The following is an 18,130-nucleotide window of genomic DNA, read 5'->3' on the forward strand; positions in this document are numbered from 1 at the left end:
GCTCCCGCCCGCTGACCGGTGTCGGTCGCCACCCAGGACGTCGTCGGATGCGACGTGTACGGCTGTGATCGACGAACGGTGCACGGCGGGCGTTCTGTGCCCGACCCACATCTGCCGCGGCCACAGAGGGCGCACACAGCAGACCGGGAGGAGCCATGTCCCCGATCCACACCCTACAGGCCGAGGACCCCCCTATCGACCTTAGCGGTGGAGCTGTCGGATTGGTCGCCGGTGTGGCGATCGTCGCAGCACTCGCCCTCCTCGTCGCCGCCTACCTGGTGCGCGAGGTACTGGCGGCGAACGCGGGCACTCCGAAAATGATCGAGGTGGGCAGAGCGGTTCAGGAGGGAGCCGCAGCCTACCTCCGCCGGCAGTTCCGGACCCTCGCCGGGTTCGTCATCGTGATCCCGTTCGTCCTGTTGCTCCTACCGGCGGATGACACGGGCGCTCGCGTGGGCCGTTCCGTGTTCTTCGTCGTGGGCGCCGTCTTCTCCGCGCTGGTCGGCTTCGTCGGCATGTCGCTCGCGACCCGGGCCAACACCCGCACCGCGGCGGCGGCGATCGAGAGCGGTGAACGTGCCGCGATGCGGATCGCGTTCCGTACCGGCGGCGTCGTCGGGATGTTCACCGTCGGACTCGGCCTCCTCGGGGCGGCGGTGGTGGTCCTGGCCTTTCGGGACACCGCCCCGCAGGTGCTCGAGGGGTTCGGGTTCGGCGCCGCCCTTCTCGCGATGTTCATGCGAGTCGGCGGCGGGATCTTCACCAAGGCGGCAGACGTCGGAGCGGACCTGGTCGGCAAGGTCGAGCAGGGCATTCCCGAGGACGACCCGCGCAATGCGGCGACGATCGCCGACAACGTCGGCGACAACGTCGGCGACTGCGCCGGGATGGCCGCCGACCTGTTCGAGTCATACGCGGTGACCCTGGTCGCGGCGCTGATTCTCGGGGTCAAGGCGTTCGGCGAGAACGGGCTGGTATATCCGCTGCTGATCCCGGCGGTCGGCGTGCTCACGGCGATCATCGGGATCTTCGCCGTCTCCCCCAGAGACGGCGACCGCACCGGCATGACCGCGATCAACCGGGGCTTCTTCATCTCCGCCGTGGTCTCCGCGATCGGCGTGGTGATCGTCTCCATGGTCTACCTGCCGGGCAGTTTCGCCGAGTTCCCGGGGCTGGAAGGCAGCACCCAGAGCGGCGATCCGCGGGTGATCGCGATCAGCGCGGTGCTCATCGGCATCGTGCTCGCCGCCGCCATCCAGCTGCTGACCGGCTACTTCACCGAGACGAACCGCCGCCCGGTCCTTGGCGTCGCCGAGGCGTCGACGACCGGGCCGGCGACGAACATCCTGGCCGGAATCGGGGTGGGTCTCGAGTCGGCTGTGTACTCCGCGTTGCTCATAGGCGCGGCTGTGTTCGGCGCGTATCTCCTCGGCTCGGGCAGCGTCACGATCGCCCTGTTCGCGGTGGCGCTTGCCGGAACCGGCCTGCTCACCACGGTCGGTGTCATCGTCTCGATGGACACGTTCGGCCCGGTCAGCGACAACGCCCAGGGCATCGCCGAGATGTCGGCCGGGCCGGAGGGCATCGACGAACGCGCCGGGGCGATCCTGACCTCGCTGGACGCGGTGGGCAACACCACCAAGGCGATCACCAAGGGCATCGCGATCGCCACGGCGGTGCTCGCCGCGACCGCGTTGTTCGGCTCGTTCACCGACACGGTCACGACCGCGCTCGCCGACGCGGGGGCGTCCACGGAGGCCGCCCGGGGCACCGTTGGTGGGCTGAACATCGCCTATCCGGACGCCCTGGTCGGCCTCATCATCGGCGCCGCCGTAGTCTTCCTGTTCTCCGGTTTGGCGATCAACGCGGTCGGCCGCGCCGCCGGCCGGGTCGTGATGGAGGTGCGCAACCAGTTCCGGACCAAGCCGGGAATCATGGAGGGCACAGAGAAGCCCGACTACGGCGCCGTTGTGGACATCTGTACCAGGGACTCGCTGCGCGAGCTGGTGACACCGGGAACACTCGCCGTGATGGCCCCGATCGCGGTCGGGTTCGGCCTCGGCTACCCGCCGTTGGGCGCGTTCCTCGGCGGGGCGATCGCCGCCGGGGTGCTGATGGCGGTCTTCCTCGCGAACTCGGGCGGCGCCTGGGACAACGCGAAGAAACTCGTGGAGGACGGCAACTACGGCGGCAAGGGCTCTGAGGTGCACGCCGCGACGGTGATCGGGGACACCGTCGGCGACCCGTTCAAGGACACCGCCGGACCGTCGATCAACCCACTACTCAAGGTGATGAACCTCGTCAGCCTGCTGATCGCTCCGCTGGTCGTGAAGTTCTCGGTGGGCGAGGACGAGAACACGGCCGCCCGCATCGGCATCGCCCTCGCCGCCGTCGTGGTGATCGTCGCGGTCGTCGCGACGTCCAGGCGGCGGGGCTCGTCGGTGGGGGACGGGCCGCCGACGCCCTCGGCACCGCCGACGCGCACCCCGCCGTCGGGCTCGGAGGTGAAGGTCTGACGACGAGATCCGGCGCTGTCGGCGCGTAACCGGCACACCGACCGCGTGATCTGACGGTGTCCCGCAGCGAATGCTGCCCGACGATCTTCGTCCGACCCCGTCCGGATCGCCACCGGTGCTGTGTCGAGGCCTGGTGGACGCCCGCCCGTGCGGTCGTGCGCAGCCGGTCGGCCCTTCGCTCGCCGAAGCGATGCGGGGCCGCATCCCGCCTGGTAGGCGGGATGCGGCCCCGTTCGTGGTCGCCGGGTCCGGCAGTCCGGCGAGCGTCTCCGGGGCAAAGTGGTGATCGGGCGGGGTCATCCGGCACGCGATCGTCTGCCGCTGGACCGCCCGGCGTGGACGACGGCACGATGGTGCGGATGCCTGCCGGCGCAACCGCCGAGGGAGTGCCCGCGCGGCCCCCGACGGCGGACGGGGGGAGCCCTCCAGCCACACACCGGCGTACGGTGCTCCCTGCGGCCGATTCCGGCAGCGGGAGATGTCCGGTCGTGCCGGGCCCGTGTCCACGCCCATGGAGCGGGGATCGCCGGCGCGCCGACAACAGCCCCGGGCGGGCATTGGAGCAACTGACAGAGGTAGATCACACGAGGATCACCCGGGCGGCACTGACGTCCCGAGCGGTCCACCGGAGCAGCACGCCGTAACGAGGAGAGAAGTGCCACCGCGCACGAATTCGACGAGCCGGACGACCGCGGGGTCGCCCACGCCGGTCGCCGAGCCCGCCAAGCCCGCGGCAGCGAGCGCCACGGCGGCCAGCGCCACGGCAGCGAGCGCCACGGCGGCCGAGGCCGAAGCGGCCGAGACGGCCGAGACGGCCGAGACGGCCGAGGCCGGCGCCACCGCAGGGCGCGCTTCGGGCGCCCGCGCCACGGGCGGGCGCCGCCCGGCGCGGGCCACCGCGAACGGGAACGGGACCCGTCTGGTGATCGTGGAGTCGCCGGCCAAGGCGAAGACGATCGCGGGCTACCTGGGCCCGGGGTGGCAGGTGGAGTCGAGCATCGGCCACATCCGCGACCTGCCGCGCAGCGCCGCCGACGTGCCGACCGCGCACAAGGGCAAGCCGTGGGCCCGGCTCGGGGTCGACGTCGACAACGGCTTCGAGCCCCTCTACGTCGTCAGCCCGGATAAGAAGGTCCAGGTCAGCAAGCTCAAGTCGCTCGTCAAGGACGCCAGCGAGCTCTACCTGGCGACAGACGAGGACCGCGAGGGCGAGGCGATCGCCTGGCACCTCCTGCAGACCCTGAAGCCGACCGTCCCGGTCAAGCGGATGGTCTTCCACGAGATCACCCCGCAGGCGATCCAGCGTGCGGTCGACAGCCCGCGGGAGATCAACGAGAACCTGGTCAACGCGCAGGAGACCCGGCGGATCCTGGACCGGCTCTACGGCTACGAGGTCTCCCCCGTGCTGTGGAAGAAGGTCATGCCCAAGCTCTCGGCGGGGCGGGTCCAGAGCGTGGCGACCCGCGTCCTCGTCGAGCGGGAGCGGGCGCGGATGCGGTTCCGCACCGCGGAGTACTGGAACATCGAGGGTGTCTTCCAGCAGACCGTCGCGCACGACGGCGCCGCCCTCGACACGACCCCGCTCCCGGCGACCCTCGTCGCGCTGGACGGGCGGCGCCTGGCCAGCGGCCGCGACTTCGCCCCGACCGGCGAGCTGACGTCCGACGGGGTCGCGCTGCTCGACGAGGCCGGCGCCCGCGCGCTGGCCGGCCGGCTCACCGGCGCCGCGTTCGCGGTGCGGTCGGTCGAGACCAAGCCGTACCGGCGCTCGCCCTACCCGCCGTTCATGACCTCCACGCTCCAGCAGGAGGCCGGCCGCAAACTGCGGTTCTCCAGCCAGCGCACGATGCAGGTCGCGCAGCGCCTCTACGAGAACGGCTACATCACCTACATGCGGACGGACTCGACGAACCTGTCCGAGACCGCCCTGGTCGCCGCCCGGGACCAGGCCCGCACCCTCTACGGCGCCGAGTACGTCCCGGACCGGCCCCGCACCTACGCCAAGAAGGTCAAGAACGCCCAGGAGGCCCACGAGGCGATCCGGCCCGCCGGGGATCACTTCCGGACCCCGGGTGAGGTGCGCTCGGAGCTCGACGGTGACTCGTTCCGCCTGTACGAGCTGATCTGGCAGCGCACGGTGGCCAGCCAGATGGCCGACGCGCGCGGCACCAGCGCCACCATCCGCCTGGGCGCGACCTCCAGCTCCGGGGAGGACGCGGAGTTCTCCGCCTCCGGCAAGGTGATCACCTTCCCCGGGTTCCTGCGCGCGTACGTCGAGGGCGCCGACGACCCGGACGCCGAGCTCGAGGACCGCGAGCGGCGGCTGCCCGACGTCCGGCGGGGGGACCCGCTGGCCACCCGCACGCTCACCCCGCGTGGCCACACGACCAGCCCGCCGCCGCGGTTCACCGAGGCCAGCCTGGTCAAGACGCTGGAGGAGCTGGGGATCGGCCGGCCGTCCACCTATGCGTCGATCATCGGCACGATCCAGGACCGCGGCTACGTGTGGAAGAAGGGGTCCGCGCTGGTCCCGAGCTTCGTCGCGTTCGCGGTGGTCGGGCTGTTGGAGGACCACTTCACCCGGCTCGTGGACTACCAGTTCACGGCCTCGATGGAGGACGACCTCGACGCGATCGCCGCTGGTACGGCCGCGTCCACGGACTGGCTCACCGGGTTCTACTTCGGTCTGCCCGACACGACCGACACCGGCGGTTCCGGCGCGGTCGAGGGCCTCAAGCACCTGGTCGGCGAGCGGCTCGGGGAGATCGACGCCCGCGAGGTCAACTCCATCCCGCTGGGCAAGGCGGACGACGGCGAGCCTGTCGTCGTGCGGGTCGGTCGTTACGGGCCCTATGTCCAGCACGCTGACGGGCGTGCCAGCGTCCCGGACGAGGTCGCTCCCGACGAGCTGACCGTGGAGCGCGCGCTCGAGCTGCTGGCCGCGCCCAGCGGCGACCGTCTGCTCGGCACGGACCCGAAGACGGGTGCGTCGATCACCGCGAAGGCCGGCCGCTACGGCCCGTACGTGACGACGGACAGCGAGCCGCCGCAGACCGCGAGCCTGCTGCGCACCATGTCGTTGGAGACCGTGACCCTCGAGGACGCGCTGCGGCTGCTGACGCTCCCCCGCGTCCTCGGCACCGACGCGGAAGGCGCGGAGGTCACCGCCCAGAACGGGCGGTACGGCCCCTATGTGAAGAGGGGCGCCGACAGCCGTTCGCTGGAGTCCGAGGACCAGTTGTTCACGGTGACGCTGGACGAGGCGCTCGCGCTGCTCGCGCAGCCGAAGGCCCGCGGTCGGCGCCAGGCTGCGCAGACGCCGCCGCTGCGTGAGCTCGGGCCCGACCCCGCCACCGAGCGCCCGATGGTCCTGCGCGAGGGCCGGTTCGGCCCGTACGTGACCGACGGCGAGACCAACGCCAGCCTGCGCAAGGGCGACGCGGTCGAGACCATCACGGTCGAGCGTGCCGCCGAGCTCCTCGCGGACCGCCGAGCCCGCGGCACGACCACGCCGCGCCGGACCACGAAGACCACGGCCAAGGCGCCCGCGAAGGCCACAGCCAAGCCCCGGACGGCCGCGAAGACCACCACGAAGGCCAAGCCCGCGGGCAAGACGTCGGGCGGCACGGCGAAGTCCGGCTCCCGCGCGTCGAAGTCCGCCGCCAGCGGCGCCGGGGAGACCGGCACCGCCGCGGGCGACGCATCCGGCACCGACAGCGCCACCGGAGCAACGTCCGGTGGCTCTCAGCGGTCGAGCTGATGGATCTGCCCGTCGGCGAGAGCCACGGCAAGCTGGACCAGACACCGCTGCGGGCCGCGCGGGCGGCTCCGCGGGAGCCCGCGGCGACTCCCGTGGTCAACACCGACCCGCCGAGCGCCAACTCGACGAGCACCGATTCGCCGACCACTGACCCACCAGGCACTCACCTGCCAAACACCGAGCCGCCAGGCACTGGGCCGCCGGCTGGTCGGCGGGCCCCGCGTCCGCCACGGATGCGGGTCCGGCGGCCACTGAGCCGTCATCCGGTCACGACGGTGCCCTCGCCACCGCGTGCGCGCACCACCAGCGGCTCGGACGGCGACCTGCGGGCGGTTCTGCGAATTCCCGAGTTCCGCCGGATGTGGATCCAGCTCAGCCTTTCCAGCCTGGGCGACTGGATGGGCCTGCTGGCGACCACCGCCCTGGTCACCCAGCTGACCGAGAGCTTCTCCGGACAGGCGTTCGCGATCAGCTCCCTGCTGATCGTCCGTCTGCTGCCCGCGCTCGTGCTGGGCCCGCTCGCCGGAGCGATCGCCGACCGCCTCGACCGCCGGATGACCATGGTCATCACCGACGTGATGCGGTTCGGGCTGTTCCTGTCCATCCCGATCGTGGGAACCCTCGGATGGCTACTGATCGCGTCCTTTCTCGTCGAGTGCGTGAGCCTGGTGTGGGCACCGGCCAAGGAGGCCTCGATCCCGCATCTGGTCCCGCGTAACCGGCTCGCGGCGGCCAACACCCTCAGCCTGATAACGACCTACGGCACGGCGCCGCTGGCCGCGGCGATCTTCACGCTGCTCGCCACCGTGTCCCGGGCCCTGGGCCCGTCCATTCACTTCTTCCGCGACTCCTCCCTGGACATCGCGCTGTACTTCAACGCGGCCACGTTCCTCGGGTCGGCGATCGTCATCTGGGGCCTGCGGTCGATCGGCCGCGCGGAACGGCCCGAGCACAGCACGGAGCCGGGCTTCTTCGCCTCGATCACCGAGGGCTGGAAGTTCGTCGGCCAGGACCGCCTCGTCCGCGGGCTGGTCGTCGGAATCCTCGGCGGCTTCGCCGGCGCCGGCTGTGTGGTGGCGCTCGGCAAGCTCTACGTCGAGATCCTCGGCGGTGGCGACTCGGCCTACGGCGTGCTGTTCGGCGCGGTGTTCATCGGCCTCGCCGCCGGAATGGGCGCCGGCCCGAAGCTGCTCGGGGATTACAGCCGTACCCGCCTTTTCGGCGTCTGCGTCACCGCCGCGGGAATCACGCTGGTGATCGTCGCGATCATCCCGAACCTGGTGATCGCCTGCATTCTGGTCGTGTTCGTCGGCGCCCTCGCCGGCGTCGCCTGGGTGACCGGGTACACCCTGCTGCAGGCCGAGGTCGCCGATGAGCTGCGCGGGCGCACCTTCGCGCTGGTCCAGTCGCTGGTACGGGTCGACCTGCTGGTCGTACTCGCGGCCGCGCCGGCCCTCGTCGGTCTGATCGGTTCGCACCAGGTCCACCTCTGGGGTGACATCAACGTCCGGGCCGACGGTGTCACCGTCGTCCTGCTCGCCGGCGGGCTGCTCGCCGTCGCGGTCGGCCTGTTCTCCTACCGCCAGATGGACGACCACACCGGGGAAGCCGTCCTGCCCGAGCTGTGGAACGCGCTGCGCGGGCGGCGGCCGGGCGCTGCCCGCCGCCGTCATGGCGGGTTGTTCATCACCGTCGAGGGTGCCGCGGGCGCCGGCAAGACGACCCAGCTGGAGCTGTTGCGAAGCTGGCTGTCCTCGAGCGGGCGCGAGGTCGTTCCGGCGTACGAGACCGACGGGACGTCCCTCGGCGCGGGCCTGCGGGACCTGCTGGACGACCCCGCGAACCGGCTGCACGCCCGGACCGAGCTGCTGCTGGACGCGGCCGACCGCGCCGAGCACGTGGCCCGGGTCATCGAACCGGCGCTGGCACGGGGCGCGATCGTGCTCACCGACCGTTACGTGGACTCCGCGATCGCGTGCCAGGCGCTCGGCCAGCGGATCGACAGCGACGAGCTGACGGTGCTGACCCAGTGGGCCAGCCACTCGTTGCTGCCCGACGTGACGATCCTGCTGGACCTGCCTGCGGAGCAGGCGCTGGCCCGAGGCGGGGGTGATCCTCACCTCGGGCGGGAGAGCGAGGACGACGGCGGCGGACACGATGGCGGTACCGGACACGATGGCGGTGCCGGGCACGGCGGCGGTGCCGTGCCCGGCGCGGGGCCGGATCGCTCCGGCACCGACCCGGTCGCGGCCGTGGCCTACCACCGACGGGTTCGCGAGCACTTCCGCAGGCTCGCGGACGAGGATCCGGACCGGCACGTCATCCTGGACGCGACGCTCTCCCCGCAGGAGCTGCACCGGCAGATCCGTGCGGTGATCGCCGGACGCCTGCGCCCGGCGATCACCGGTGACGACCCGCGATGACGATCAGGTCGCGGTGATGCACGACAATGACGGTGTGACGGTCTGGGACACCCTGGTCGGACAGGACGCGGTCGTCGCCACCCTGACCGCCGCGGCCACGGCGGCGGCGCTGGTCACCGAAGGTGGGTCGCTGGTCGCCGCCCGGGCGGGCATGACCCACTCCTGGCTGTTCACCGGCCCGGCCGGCTCGGGCCTCGCCGACGCGGCCCGGGCCTTCGCCGCCGGCCTGCTCTGCGAGAACATCCCGCCAGGCTGCGGGCAGTGCCCTGGCTGCCACACCGTCCTCTCCGACACCGCGGCCGACCTTCGCACGGTCCGCCCGGAGGGTCTCTCGATCGGAGTGCGGGACGTCCGTGCCCTGATCAGGGACGCCGCCAGCGCCCCCAGCGCGGGCCGATGGCGCATCCTGCTGATTGAGGACGCGGACCGCTTCACCGACTCGGCGGCGAACGCGCTACTCAAGGCGCTGGAGGAGCCGGCCGAGCGAGCCGTGTTCCTGCTGTGCGCCCCATCCGTCGACGACGTGCTGCCCACCATCCGCTCCCGGTGCCGGTCGGTCGCCCTGCGGCTGCCGAACCCGAAGAACGTGGCCGACGTCCTCATCCGGGAGGGCACAGCCGAGGATCTCGCCGCCGTGCTGGCGCAGGCGTCCCAGGGGCATGTCGGGCAGGCTCGCAGGCTGGCCACCGACCCGCAGGCCCGCGCACGGCGGGAGTCGGTGCTGCGCCTGCCCTCCCGGCTGCGGCGGGTCGGCGACTGCCTGGCCGCGGCCGCCGACCTGGTGGACGCCGCGAACGCCGACGCGCAGGCCGCGAACGCCGAGCGCGACGAGGTCGAGACCGAGGCGCTGAAGACGGCACTGGGCGTCGGCGCGACGTCCTCCGGTACCAGGTCGACGTCCGCGCGGGGTGCCAAGGCGGGGGCCAAGCCGAGGTCTCTCCAGGTCCGCGGCGCTGCCGGGGCACTCAAGGAGCTGGAGCGGACCCAGAAGAGCCGCGGGCGGCGCACTGTTCTCGACTCCCTCGACCGGGCCCTGGTGGATCTTGCCGGGCTGTACCGGGACGTACTGGTCCAGCAGCTGCGGGGGCAGGTCACCCCGGTGCACCCCGACCAGGCCGACGCCGTCGCCCAGCTGGCCGCCGCGGCCACCCCGGAGCAGACGTTGCGCCGGTGGGAGGCCGTCCTGGCGACACGGCAGGCGCTGGCGGACAACCCGGGTCTTGTGCCGCAGCTGGCTGCCGAGTCTCTTGCCCTCACGCTGCGCGACGCATAAGAACCTGTTCGGCGGCAGGCGCCACCGGAGGAGAGGACGGGCATGCGGGTTGCGGCGGTCGGCGACCTCCATGTCGTTCCCGGATCCGCGTTCCGGCTCCGGCCGCTCTACCAGCGGGCGGCGCTCGTCGCCGACGTCCTGCTGCTGGCCGGTGATCTGACCAACGACGGCGAGCTGGACTCCGCGGCGGAGCTGTGCACGGTTGTCCGCGGGCTCGACCTGCCGGTCGTGGCGGTGCTGGGAAACCACGACCACGACGCCGGCGAGGGCCCGCGGGTCGCCGCGATGCTCGGTGACGCCGGCGCGATCGTGCTCGACGGCACCGCGGCGACGATCGGGACGGCGGCCGGCCCGGTCGGGGTCGCGGGCGTGACGGGGTTCGCCGACAACCACCTGGCCGACGGCGGGCCCGGCGGCCGGACGCCCGAGGACGCCGCGGCCGACGCCTTTCACCTGCGCGACGCGCTCGCCTCGCTCGACACCGACGTCCGCATCGCCCTCACCCACTACGCGCCCGTGCGGGAGACGCTGACGGGCGAGGCGCCGGGGCTGCACCGGTTCCTCGGCAGCTCCCTGCTCGGCGCCGCCATCGACGGTTCACGCGCGGCGGGAGCCGGGCGCGGCACCGGTCCCGGGCGCGGGGCGACCGCAGCGCGCAGGTCCGGCATGGCGGGCACGCTCGACCCGCCGGGGCCGGCGTCGGTCCTTCCCTCGGACGGCCCCGCTCCGGCGCCAGCCGACGGCTCCTGGCATGGCAGCGTGATCCCGGGCTCCGGCGCGGGCGCCGCCGACGCGCCCGCCACCGCGCTCGCCGTCCACGGCCACGCCCACCACGGCCAGGAGACGGGACGCACCCCGGGCGGTACGCCGGTGCGCAACGTCGCCCGCCCGGTCATCGTGGCCCCGTTCGCCGTCTACCAGGTCCCGGGCGGCGCCCGCATCGGATGACACCGGCCGGCCCCGGGGCGCGCCGACCGACCCGTCTCCATCCGGAATGGAGCCGTCGCACCCCGCATCGGGCGAGATGGGCGAACCGGGAGCCTCGCCGCCGCTCCCGTCGTAGTCTTCCGTGGACCGGGCATCCGAGGGCGGAAGGTGGCGGGACGTCGCATGCCGATGATGTGCGCGGTGTCCTTCTCCCGCCGGGGCCGGCTCTACTACGCCGATCCGGGCCCGTACAGCCCGCGGGTCGGTGACCGGGTCCTGGTGCCCACCGACGAGGGGCCCGAGGTCGCCACCTGCGTGTGGGCGCCGCAGTGGGTCAGCGAGGATGTCGGCGGCCTGCCGGTGCTGGCCGGCCTCGCGGACGAGGACGACCTGCGCCGTGACGACGCCGCCCGACGGCGCCGCGCCCAGGCGAGGGTCGCCGCCCGCCGGCTCGTCCGGGAGCACGGCCTGCCGATGAAGGTGGTCGGAGTGGACGTGGTCCCCGACAGCAACGCCTTCACCGTCTACTTCACCGCCGAGAACCGTGTCGACTTCCGTGCCCTCGTGCGTGATCTCAACCGGACGCTTTCCGCCCGCGTACAGCTGCGGCAGCTCTCGGCCCGCGACAGCGCGAAACTCCAGGGCGGGATCGGCTCCTGCGGGCGGGACCTCTGCTGCTCCACCTTCCTCACCGACTTCGAGCCGGTGAGCGTGCGGATGGCCAAGGACCAGAACCTCTCACTGAACCCGATGCGCATCAGTGGGGCGTGCGGCCGGCTGATGTGCTGCCTGCGCTACGAGCATCCCCTCTACGAGGAGTTCACCGCCGCCGTCCCCGCGGTGGGCGCCCGCGCGTCCACACCGGACGGGGACGGCCGGGTCGTCGCGCACGACGTGCCGCGCCAGCAGGTGACGGTCGCCCTCGACGGCGGGGGCCGGCACGCCTGCTCCCGCGCGGACGTCTGCGGCTCACGCAAGGCCTACGAGGCCACCCATGCCGCCGGACCGGCACGCCCGGCCAGCACCGCGGACCCGACCGGCACGGCAGGGCCAGCCGCCACGGCAGGGCCAGCCGCCACGGCGGAACCAACTGGGACCGCGGAACCAGCCGGGCCGGCGGGGACGGCGGGGACGGCGGGCCCGGCGCCGGACGGCGGCGAGGACAGCTCCCCCGACACGGCCGGCGGGCGGTCCCACCGCCGCCGTTCCCGGCGGCGCACGGAGCACTGAGGGCGTACGCGGCACAGACCGCCCGAACTTCGGGACGGCAGCTCGCGGCAAAACAGACAGCGCGACATGACCGCGCGCCGGCGCGGCCGGCGGCATCCACATGGGGGGAACCATGCAACGGCGGGTGTGGCTGGTACGCCACGGCGAGAGCACGGCGAACGCGGGGCAGCCGTCGGCCGATCCGCACGGGATCGGGCTCACCGACCTCGGAGTGCGCCAGGCTGACGCGGTCGCCGGGATGATTCCCCACGACCCGTCCCTGATCGTGGTCTCCTGGTACCTACGCGCCCGGCTGACCGCGGAACCGACCGCGCGCAGGTTCCCGGCCACCCCGCTGGAGGTCTGGGACGTCCAGGAGTTCACCTACCTGGGCAGTCTCCACGGTCAGAAACTGACCGACCTCGAACGGGCGCCGTTCGCGCGGCAGTACTGGCACCAGGCGAACCCGTACTCGGTGGACCGGCCCGAGCTGGGCTGTGAGTCGTTCGCCGGGCTGATGGACCGGGCCGACCGGCTCCTCGCCCGGCTGCACCAGGCGCCCCCGGGACTTGTCGTGGTCTTCACCCACGGCATGTTCATCCGCGCGGTGGACTGGTGCCTACGGGCACGCGCCGGCACGGCCGAACGGCTCGACATGGGCGGCTACCGGGAACACCACCGGCGCCGACCCGTGCCGAACGGATCGATCATCGAGCTCCAGGAGGGTGACCGGGAGCTACGCGAGGCGACGGAGCCGGATCTCAGGGATCGAACCGGTAGCCCATCCCCCGGAGCGTGGTGACCAGGCGGCGCTGCGGCGGCCTTCCCTCGACCTTGGTGCGCACCCGCCGGACGTGCTCGGTCACGGTCGCCGGGTCCTGGAAGCGGGTGCCCCAGACCTGTTCAAGCAGTTCCTCGCGGCTGAACACCCGGCGTGGATGTCGGGCGAGGAAGGCCAGCAGCTCGTACTCACGGGCGGTGAGATCCACCCGCTCACCCGCGACGGCCACCTCCCGCGCGCGCAGGTCGATCGAGACGTCGCCGTAGATGAGGGGCTCGTTGCCGTCCCCCGTTCGCTGCGGCGGCGCCTCGACGGGCCGGCGGCGCAGCCGCGCACGCACCCGGGCGACCAGCTCGCGCAACGAGTACGGCTTGACCACGTAGTCGTCGGCGCCGAGCTCCAGGCCGACGACCCGGTCGACCTCCTCGGCACGTCCGGTCAACATGATCACCGGCACTTCGCTTGTCTGGCGCAGCCGGCTGAGGACGGCGAAACCGTCCATCCGCGGCATGGCCACGTCCAGCACAACGAGATCTATCTCGGTGGTCTGGAACAGTCGCAGCGCTGCCTCGCCGTCCGCGGCCTCGAGCACCCGGTACCCAAATCGCTCAAGGCTGCGTGCCAGCGCGATTCGCGATGCCTCGTCGTCTTCGGCGACAAGCAGCGACGCTCCGCGCGTCGTGCCTGGCGCACCTTCCCCGGCCCCGGTCATGGTGCGAAACCCTACGCAACCTCTCCGGAGCCACTGCGACCGGGGGTGCCTTTTCGACACCTTCGGCCGACGCGCGGGGGTTCGAGCATTCAAATCCGTAACAGAAAGCCTTGCAAGACATGCGATCAGTGCGCGTCCCGATCATTCCGTATCCCGCGGACAACCGAACGTCGACAGGATGTGGCGGGGTGCGCAGACAGGCAGAGCGGTGACTTCCCGCCGACGGACGCCCCAGCACACACCGAGCCACCGAACTGGACCGCATCCGGATCCGGGACGCACCGGATCGAGCCCGTCACCCGCCGGCAGCCCGGCCACCCCGACCCAGGGTGGCGTGCGCGCGAGCCACGTCAGGGCCCGGACCACGGACGGGCGCCGATCGCCACATCGTCTTCGTCTGGCATACTCGTCCGGGCAGGACGGCGCCGGAGCCCACCGGCTCGCAGCCGCCTGGCCGATGCCGGAGTAGCTCAGTGGCAGAGCAATCGCCTCGTAAGCGATAGGTCGCGGGTTCAATCCCCGCCTCCGGCTCAGACTCTCTTCCCAGCCAGCGCCGTTCACCGTCAGCGGCGGCCTGGCCAACCCCCCTCGCACCTGCCTCAGGGCATGCCACAGCGGCCGGTGGGGGCAATCCCACCGGCCGCCCGGGACGGCCGTGCTCGATGCCGGAGCGTGGCCGTCGCCGTGGTTGTCAGGCCGTGTGTGCGTGCGCGGCGCCGTCCTCGTCCGCGCCGTGCTCGACGCCCTCGGAGTCCTTGAGCCGGGTGATCGAGGCGAGGATCTCCTTCTCGGCGGCCCCCCGGTCCACCCAGGAGGCGCCCTCGACGGACTTCCCGGGCTCGAGGTCCTTGTAGACCTCGAAGAAGTGCTGGATCTCCAGCCGGTCGAACTCCGGCAGGTGACGGATGTCACGCAGGTGCTCCTGCCGGACGTCCGCCACCGGGACGCAGAGGACCTTGTCGTCCGGGCCCTTCTCGTCCGTCATCCGGAACATGCCGATCGTGCGGCACCGCACGAGGCAGCCCGGGAAAGTCGGCTCCTCCAGCAGAACCAGCGCGTCGAGCGGATCGCCGTCCCGACCGAGCGTGCCCTCGATGAATCCGTAGTCGGACGGATAGTGGGTGGACGTGAACAGCATCCGGTCCAGCCGGATGCGCCCGGTGTGGTGATCCATCTCGTACTTGTTGCGCTGCCCCTTGGGGATCTCGATGGTCACGTCGAACTCGAGGTCCACGCCGTTCCCTGTCTCCTTCGGTCCGTCCGGCACCGAAGGCCGGCTCTGTGTCTGAAGGACGCCGTGTCCGGCGTCCATGGGTCGTCCGTCTCGCGATGCGCCGCTACCCGCGTGGCGCGTCACTCGGTCGCGGTAGTCAAGCCGAGACCCGGACCCGCGGTTCGTGCGGGTCCACTGTGCCCTGTGCGCGGTGACGCGCTGTGGCGGGGTGCGGCCACCGGGCCGCGGTGCCACCGCACGGCGCCGCCACTCGCACGATCGCACGGCCACGCCCCGCGAGGCGCGCCGCGCAGTCGGCTCCGAGCGCCCCCGGGCGACATCCATCGTGCCTGTCACACCCCGCGGCGCACACCATGGTGTGGCCTTCTTCGTACCCGATCCACATGATTGCCGAAGCGGTTCCACCCCGGACTGAGGCCGAGCCACCCCCGCGTGGGGTGTTCCCGCTCGCCGGAAACCCACGCGGCCAGCACGGTCGCGGGCTCCGGACGGCCGGGAGGCACACCGCGTTCTCCCGTCGCCGGGGCGAGGCCGTCCACCTTACGAAAGCCGGGACGTGACCGGCAGGGCGCCACCCGCGCGACACCGACCTGCGTAACCTTCCCGGGTGACCACAGTGCCGCTGGGCGCGCGGGCCGGTGGCCTCACGGCACTGGCCGGAGCGCTGCTCGCCGGATCGCTCTCGCCCGGTCCGGCGGCGCCTCCGGGCGGCGCCTCACCGGCCCCGCCGGGTGTACGCGCCGAGGCGTCCGCGCTGCCGGGGCTGGACCCGGACGCACCGAAGGCCGACCCGGCCGCGGTGGCCGCGCGGCTGCTCGGGCCGCTCTCCGACCCCGTGCTGGGCGGCCCGGCGACACTGGTGGTCGACGCGCTGACCGGGCAGGTGCTCCTCGCGAACCGCCCCACCGAGCCGACCGCTCCCGCGTCCACGGTCAAGATCGCCACGGCGACCGCGGCGCTCACCACGCTCGATCCGGACGCCCGCCTGCGCACCCACGCGGTCTACCTCCCGCCGGCCAGCGCGCCACCCGCGGCGACCGCGGGGTCACCTGCGGCAACCACCGGGTCGGCGACTGTGCCCGGCCGGGCGCCCCTGGCCCCAGGCGGCACGCTCTGGCTGGTCGGCGCGGGCGATCCGACCCTGACCGCGGCGACCGGGGCGGCCGGGTACCCGCCGGCGGCCCGGTTGAGCGACCTCGCCGAGCAGGTCCGCAAGGCCGGCATCACCGCTGTCGGCGCGGTGGTCGGCGACGGGACGGCCTACGAGGGCCCGGGGATGGCACCCGGCTGGCGCGACGGCTACGTGACCGACGGGAACGTGACCCCGGTGTCCGCGCTGTCGGTCGACGCGGGGCGTGCCACACCCGGCGCCGCCGGGCCGCGCAGCCTGACCCCGGACGCCACCGCGGCGGCCGCGTTCCGCACGGCCCTCACCGCGGCCGGCGTGTCCGTCGGCTCGGTCTCGACGGGCCGGGCGGACGCGGCGGCCCGCGAGGTCGGGTCCGTGCAGAGCCCGCCGATCCCGGTCCTGGTCGAGCGGATGCTCACCGACTCCGACAACGACCTGGCGGAAAGCCTGGGACGTCAGGTCGCGATCGCCCGGGGGCTTCCGGCGAGCTTCGACGGGGCCACCCGGGGCGTGCTCGGCGCCCTTCGCGACGCGGGCATCCCGACCGACGGCGCCTCGCTGCGCGACACCAGCGGACTTTCGATCGACAACCGGATCGCCCCGGCGACGCTCGTCGCGGCGCTGCGGACGGCCGCCCTGCCGGGTCATCCGGCCCTGCGGACGGTCCTGTCCGGGCTGCCGGTCGCGGGCTTCACCGGCACGCTCGGCGACCGGTACGGCCCCGGTGACACCTCCCCGGGGGCCGGCGTCGTCCGGGCGAAGACCGGCAGCCTGCGCATCGTGACCAGCCTCGCCGGCATGGTGACCGACAGCGACGGACGGCTGTTGCTGTTCGGGCTGTTCGCCCCGGTCGAGGAGCAGGGCCTGACCAAGATGGCGCTGGACCGGGTCGCGGCGGCCCTCGCCTCCTGCGGATGTCCGCCGGCCGGCGCCGGGCCGCCATCAGCCGGGCCACCGGCGCCGCCGGGCGGCTAGGTCATCGGACAACAAAGAACACCACAGGCCCTGCCGACCTCAACGGCAGGCACCACGGACGGCTCCCCGGGCCCGACTGGCGTCGTCCGATCGGGCGGGCGAAGCGGCCGGAAGCCCGGTACGCTCCTATTCGTGGACGCTGAGCTGGTGGACTGGGAACTCGCCGTAACGACGGCGAAGAAGCTCGTCCGACCAGGGCCGCAGCGAAGCCGGGCGGAGGCGGACGAGATCGTCTCGGAGCTCCGGCGCCTGGCTGTCATCGCTGAGGGCCATGTGCAGGACTACACCCAGCTCGTCCCCGCCGGGCCACCGACCCCGATCGCGGTCGTCGACCGGCCGGAGTGGGTTCGTTCCAACGTCGCCGGGCTGCGCGTGGCCACCACGCCCCTGATCGAGAAGCTCTCCGACCAGAGCCGCGGCCGGCTCGCCGCCGCGGTGGGCCGGCGGGTCACCGGTGTCCAGGTCGGGTCCGCGCTCGCCTACCTCGCGGGCAAGGTTCTCGGCCAGTTCGAGGTCTTCCTCCCGCCGGAGGAGTATGAGGCGGGCGGCGCCGCGAGCGCCCCGTCCCTGGCGAAGCCCGGCGCTCCGACCCCGGTGGGGCGGCTCAGCCTCGTCGCGCCGAACATCGCCCACGCCGAGGAGACCCTGCGGGTGGTCCCGCGCGACTTCCGGCTCTGGGTCTGCCTGCACGAGCAGACGCACCGCAGCCAGTTCACCGCCGTCCCGTGGCTGCGCGAGCACCTCGAGTCCGAGATCGCGGCGTTCATCGGCGCGACCGACCTCGATCCCGAAGTCCTCGCCGACCGGCTCCGCTCCGCCGTCACGGCGCTGCGCAGCGCCGTGCGCGACCACGGGCCGGACACGCCGAGCGTCGTGGAGGCGTTGCAGACCCCGGCGCAGCGCGCCGTCCTCGACCGCCTCCAGGCGCTGATGACCCTGCTCGAGGGGCACGCCGACCAGGTCATGGACGCGGTCGGCCCGCAGGTCGTGCCGACGGTGGCCGACATCCGCGGCAAGTTCGACAACCGGCGCTCCGGCGGCTCGCCCATCGACCGTTTCCTACGTCGCCTGCTCGGGCTGGATCTCAAGATGCAGCAGTACCGCCAGGGCGGGGCGTTCGTCCGCGCCGTGGTCGCCGAGGTCGGCGTGGAGGGCTTCAACCACGTCTGGCAGTCGCCGCAGGCCCTGCCG

General features: G+C 72.9%; 11 protein-coding genes and 1 tRNA gene. 10 read left to right on the plus strand and 2 right to left on the minus strand.

Annotation, left to right across the window (positions count from 1 at the left end):
• Positions 1 to 155 precede the first annotated feature (155 nt).
• The 7 genes from FMEAI12_RS27730 (at position 156) to FMEAI12_RS27760 (ending at position 12,910) form a co-directional block, all read left to right on the plus strand.
• Complete coding sequence (locus FMEAI12_RS27730) at positions 156 to 2,516, plus strand: sodium-translocating pyrophosphatase (RefSeq protein ID WP_071066187.1); 2,361 nt, start codon at positions 156 to 158, stop codon at positions 2,514 to 2,516.
• A 655-nt stretch (positions 2,517 to 3,171) separates the two neighbouring features.
• Complete coding sequence (gene topA, locus FMEAI12_RS27735; RefSeq protein WP_112108393.1) at positions 3,172 to 6,276, plus strand: type I DNA topoisomerase; 3,105 nt, start codon at positions 3,172 to 3,174, stop codon at positions 6,274 to 6,276.
• Positions 6,276 to 8,699 carry a dTMP kinase gene (gene tmk, locus FMEAI12_RS27740; protein WP_112108394.1) on the plus strand — a complete coding sequence of 808 codons (2,424 nt, stop codon included), beginning with the start codon at positions 6,276 to 6,278 and terminating at the stop codon, positions 8,697 to 8,699. Before topA ends, tmk begins: the two co-directional genes overlap by 1 nt.
• 16 nt (positions 8,700 to 8,715) lie before the next feature.
• Positions 8,716 to 9,972 (plus strand): DNA polymerase III subunit delta', encoded by a 1,257-nt coding sequence (locus FMEAI12_RS27745; RefSeq protein ID WP_112108402.1) that lies wholly within the window; start codon positions 8,716 to 8,718, stop codon positions 9,970 to 9,972.
• 42 nt (positions 9,973 to 10,014) lie between these two features.
• On the plus strand, positions 10,015 to 10,920 hold the full coding sequence (locus FMEAI12_RS27750) for a metallophosphoesterase (RefSeq protein WP_112108395.1): 906 nt from the start codon (positions 10,015 to 10,017) through the stop codon (positions 10,918 to 10,920).
• Between the two features lie 162 nt (positions 10,921 to 11,082).
• Positions 11,083 to 12,129 (plus strand): regulatory iron-sulfur-containing complex subunit RicT, encoded by a 1,047-nt coding sequence (locus FMEAI12_RS27755; RefSeq protein ID WP_112108396.1) that lies wholly within the window; start codon positions 11,083 to 11,085, stop codon positions 12,127 to 12,129.
• Between the two features lie 112 nt (positions 12,130 to 12,241).
• The gene (locus tag FMEAI12_RS27760) at positions 12,242 to 12,910 is read left to right on the plus strand and encodes a histidine phosphatase family protein (protein WP_071066210.1); all 669 of its coding nucleotides are present in this window, start codon (positions 12,242 to 12,244) and stop codon (positions 12,908 to 12,910) included.
• On the opposite strand, the gene FMEAI12_RS27765 is transcribed toward FMEAI12_RS27760, so the two are convergent.
• Positions 12,870 to 13,601, minus strand: coding sequence for a response regulator transcription factor (locus tag FMEAI12_RS27765; RefSeq protein WP_012157746.1), 732 nt, complete (start codon positions 13,599 to 13,601; stop codon positions 12,870 to 12,872). The two genes, FMEAI12_RS27760 and FMEAI12_RS27765, sit on opposite strands and share 41 nt — an antisense overlap.
• A 459-nt stretch (positions 13,602 to 14,060) precedes the next feature.
• Here FMEAI12_RS27765 and FMEAI12_RS27770 point away from each other — a divergent pair.
• Positions 14,061 to 14,132 (plus strand) — tRNA-Thr (locus FMEAI12_RS27770).
• 160 nt (positions 14,133 to 14,292) lie between these two features.
• Here FMEAI12_RS27770 and FMEAI12_RS27775 read toward each other — a convergent pair.
• A complete protein-coding gene (locus FMEAI12_RS27775) occupies positions 14,293 to 14,835 on the minus strand; it encodes an inorganic diphosphatase (protein ID WP_112108403.1) in 543 nt (180 codons plus the stop codon).
• Between the two features lie 616 nt (positions 14,836 to 15,451).
• Here FMEAI12_RS27775 and dacB point away from each other — a divergent pair.
• Positions 15,452 to 16,939, plus strand: a complete 1,488-nt coding sequence (gene dacB / locus FMEAI12_RS27780) for a D-alanyl-D-alanine carboxypeptidase/D-alanyl-D-alanine-endopeptidase (protein WP_112108404.1) — start codon at positions 15,452 to 15,454, stop codon at positions 16,937 to 16,939.
• 132 nt (positions 16,940 to 17,071) lie between these two features.
• Positions 17,072 to 18,130, plus strand: a 1,059-nt coding sequence (locus tag FMEAI12_RS27785) for a zinc-dependent metalloprotease (protein ID WP_112108397.1), incomplete at its 3' end; no start/stop codon positions are given.

The organism is Parafrankia sp. Ea1.12, assembly GCF_900465275.1.
Classification (GTDB): domain Bacteria; phylum Actinomycetota; class Actinomycetes; order Frankiales; family Frankiaceae; genus Parafrankia; species Parafrankia soli.

Coding starts and splice junctions, on each gene's coding strand:
- FMEAI12_RS27730 (WP_071066187.1), top strand. CDS start 156: ATGTCCCCGATCCACACCCTACAGGCCGAGGACCCCCCTATCGACCTT.
- tmk (WP_112108394.1), top strand. CDS start 6,276: ATGGATCTGCCCGTCGGCGAGAGCCACGGCAAGCTGGACCAGACACCG.
- FMEAI12_RS27745 (WP_112108402.1), top strand. CDS start 8,716: ATGCACGACAATGACGGTGTGACGGTCTGGGACACCCTGGTCGGACAG.
- FMEAI12_RS27750 (WP_112108395.1), top strand. CDS start 10,015: ATGCGGGTTGCGGCGGTCGGCGACCTCCATGTCGTTCCCGGATCCGCG.
- FMEAI12_RS27755 (WP_112108396.1), top strand. CDS start 11,083: ATGCCGATGATGTGCGCGGTGTCCTTCTCCCGCCGGGGCCGGCTCTAC.
- FMEAI12_RS27760 (WP_071066210.1), top strand. CDS start 12,242: ATGCAACGGCGGGTGTGGCTGGTACGCCACGGCGAGAGCACGGCGAAC.
- FMEAI12_RS27765 (WP_012157746.1), bottom strand. CDS start 13,601: ATGACCGGGGCCGGGGAAGGTGCGCCAGGCACGACGCGCGGAGCGTCG.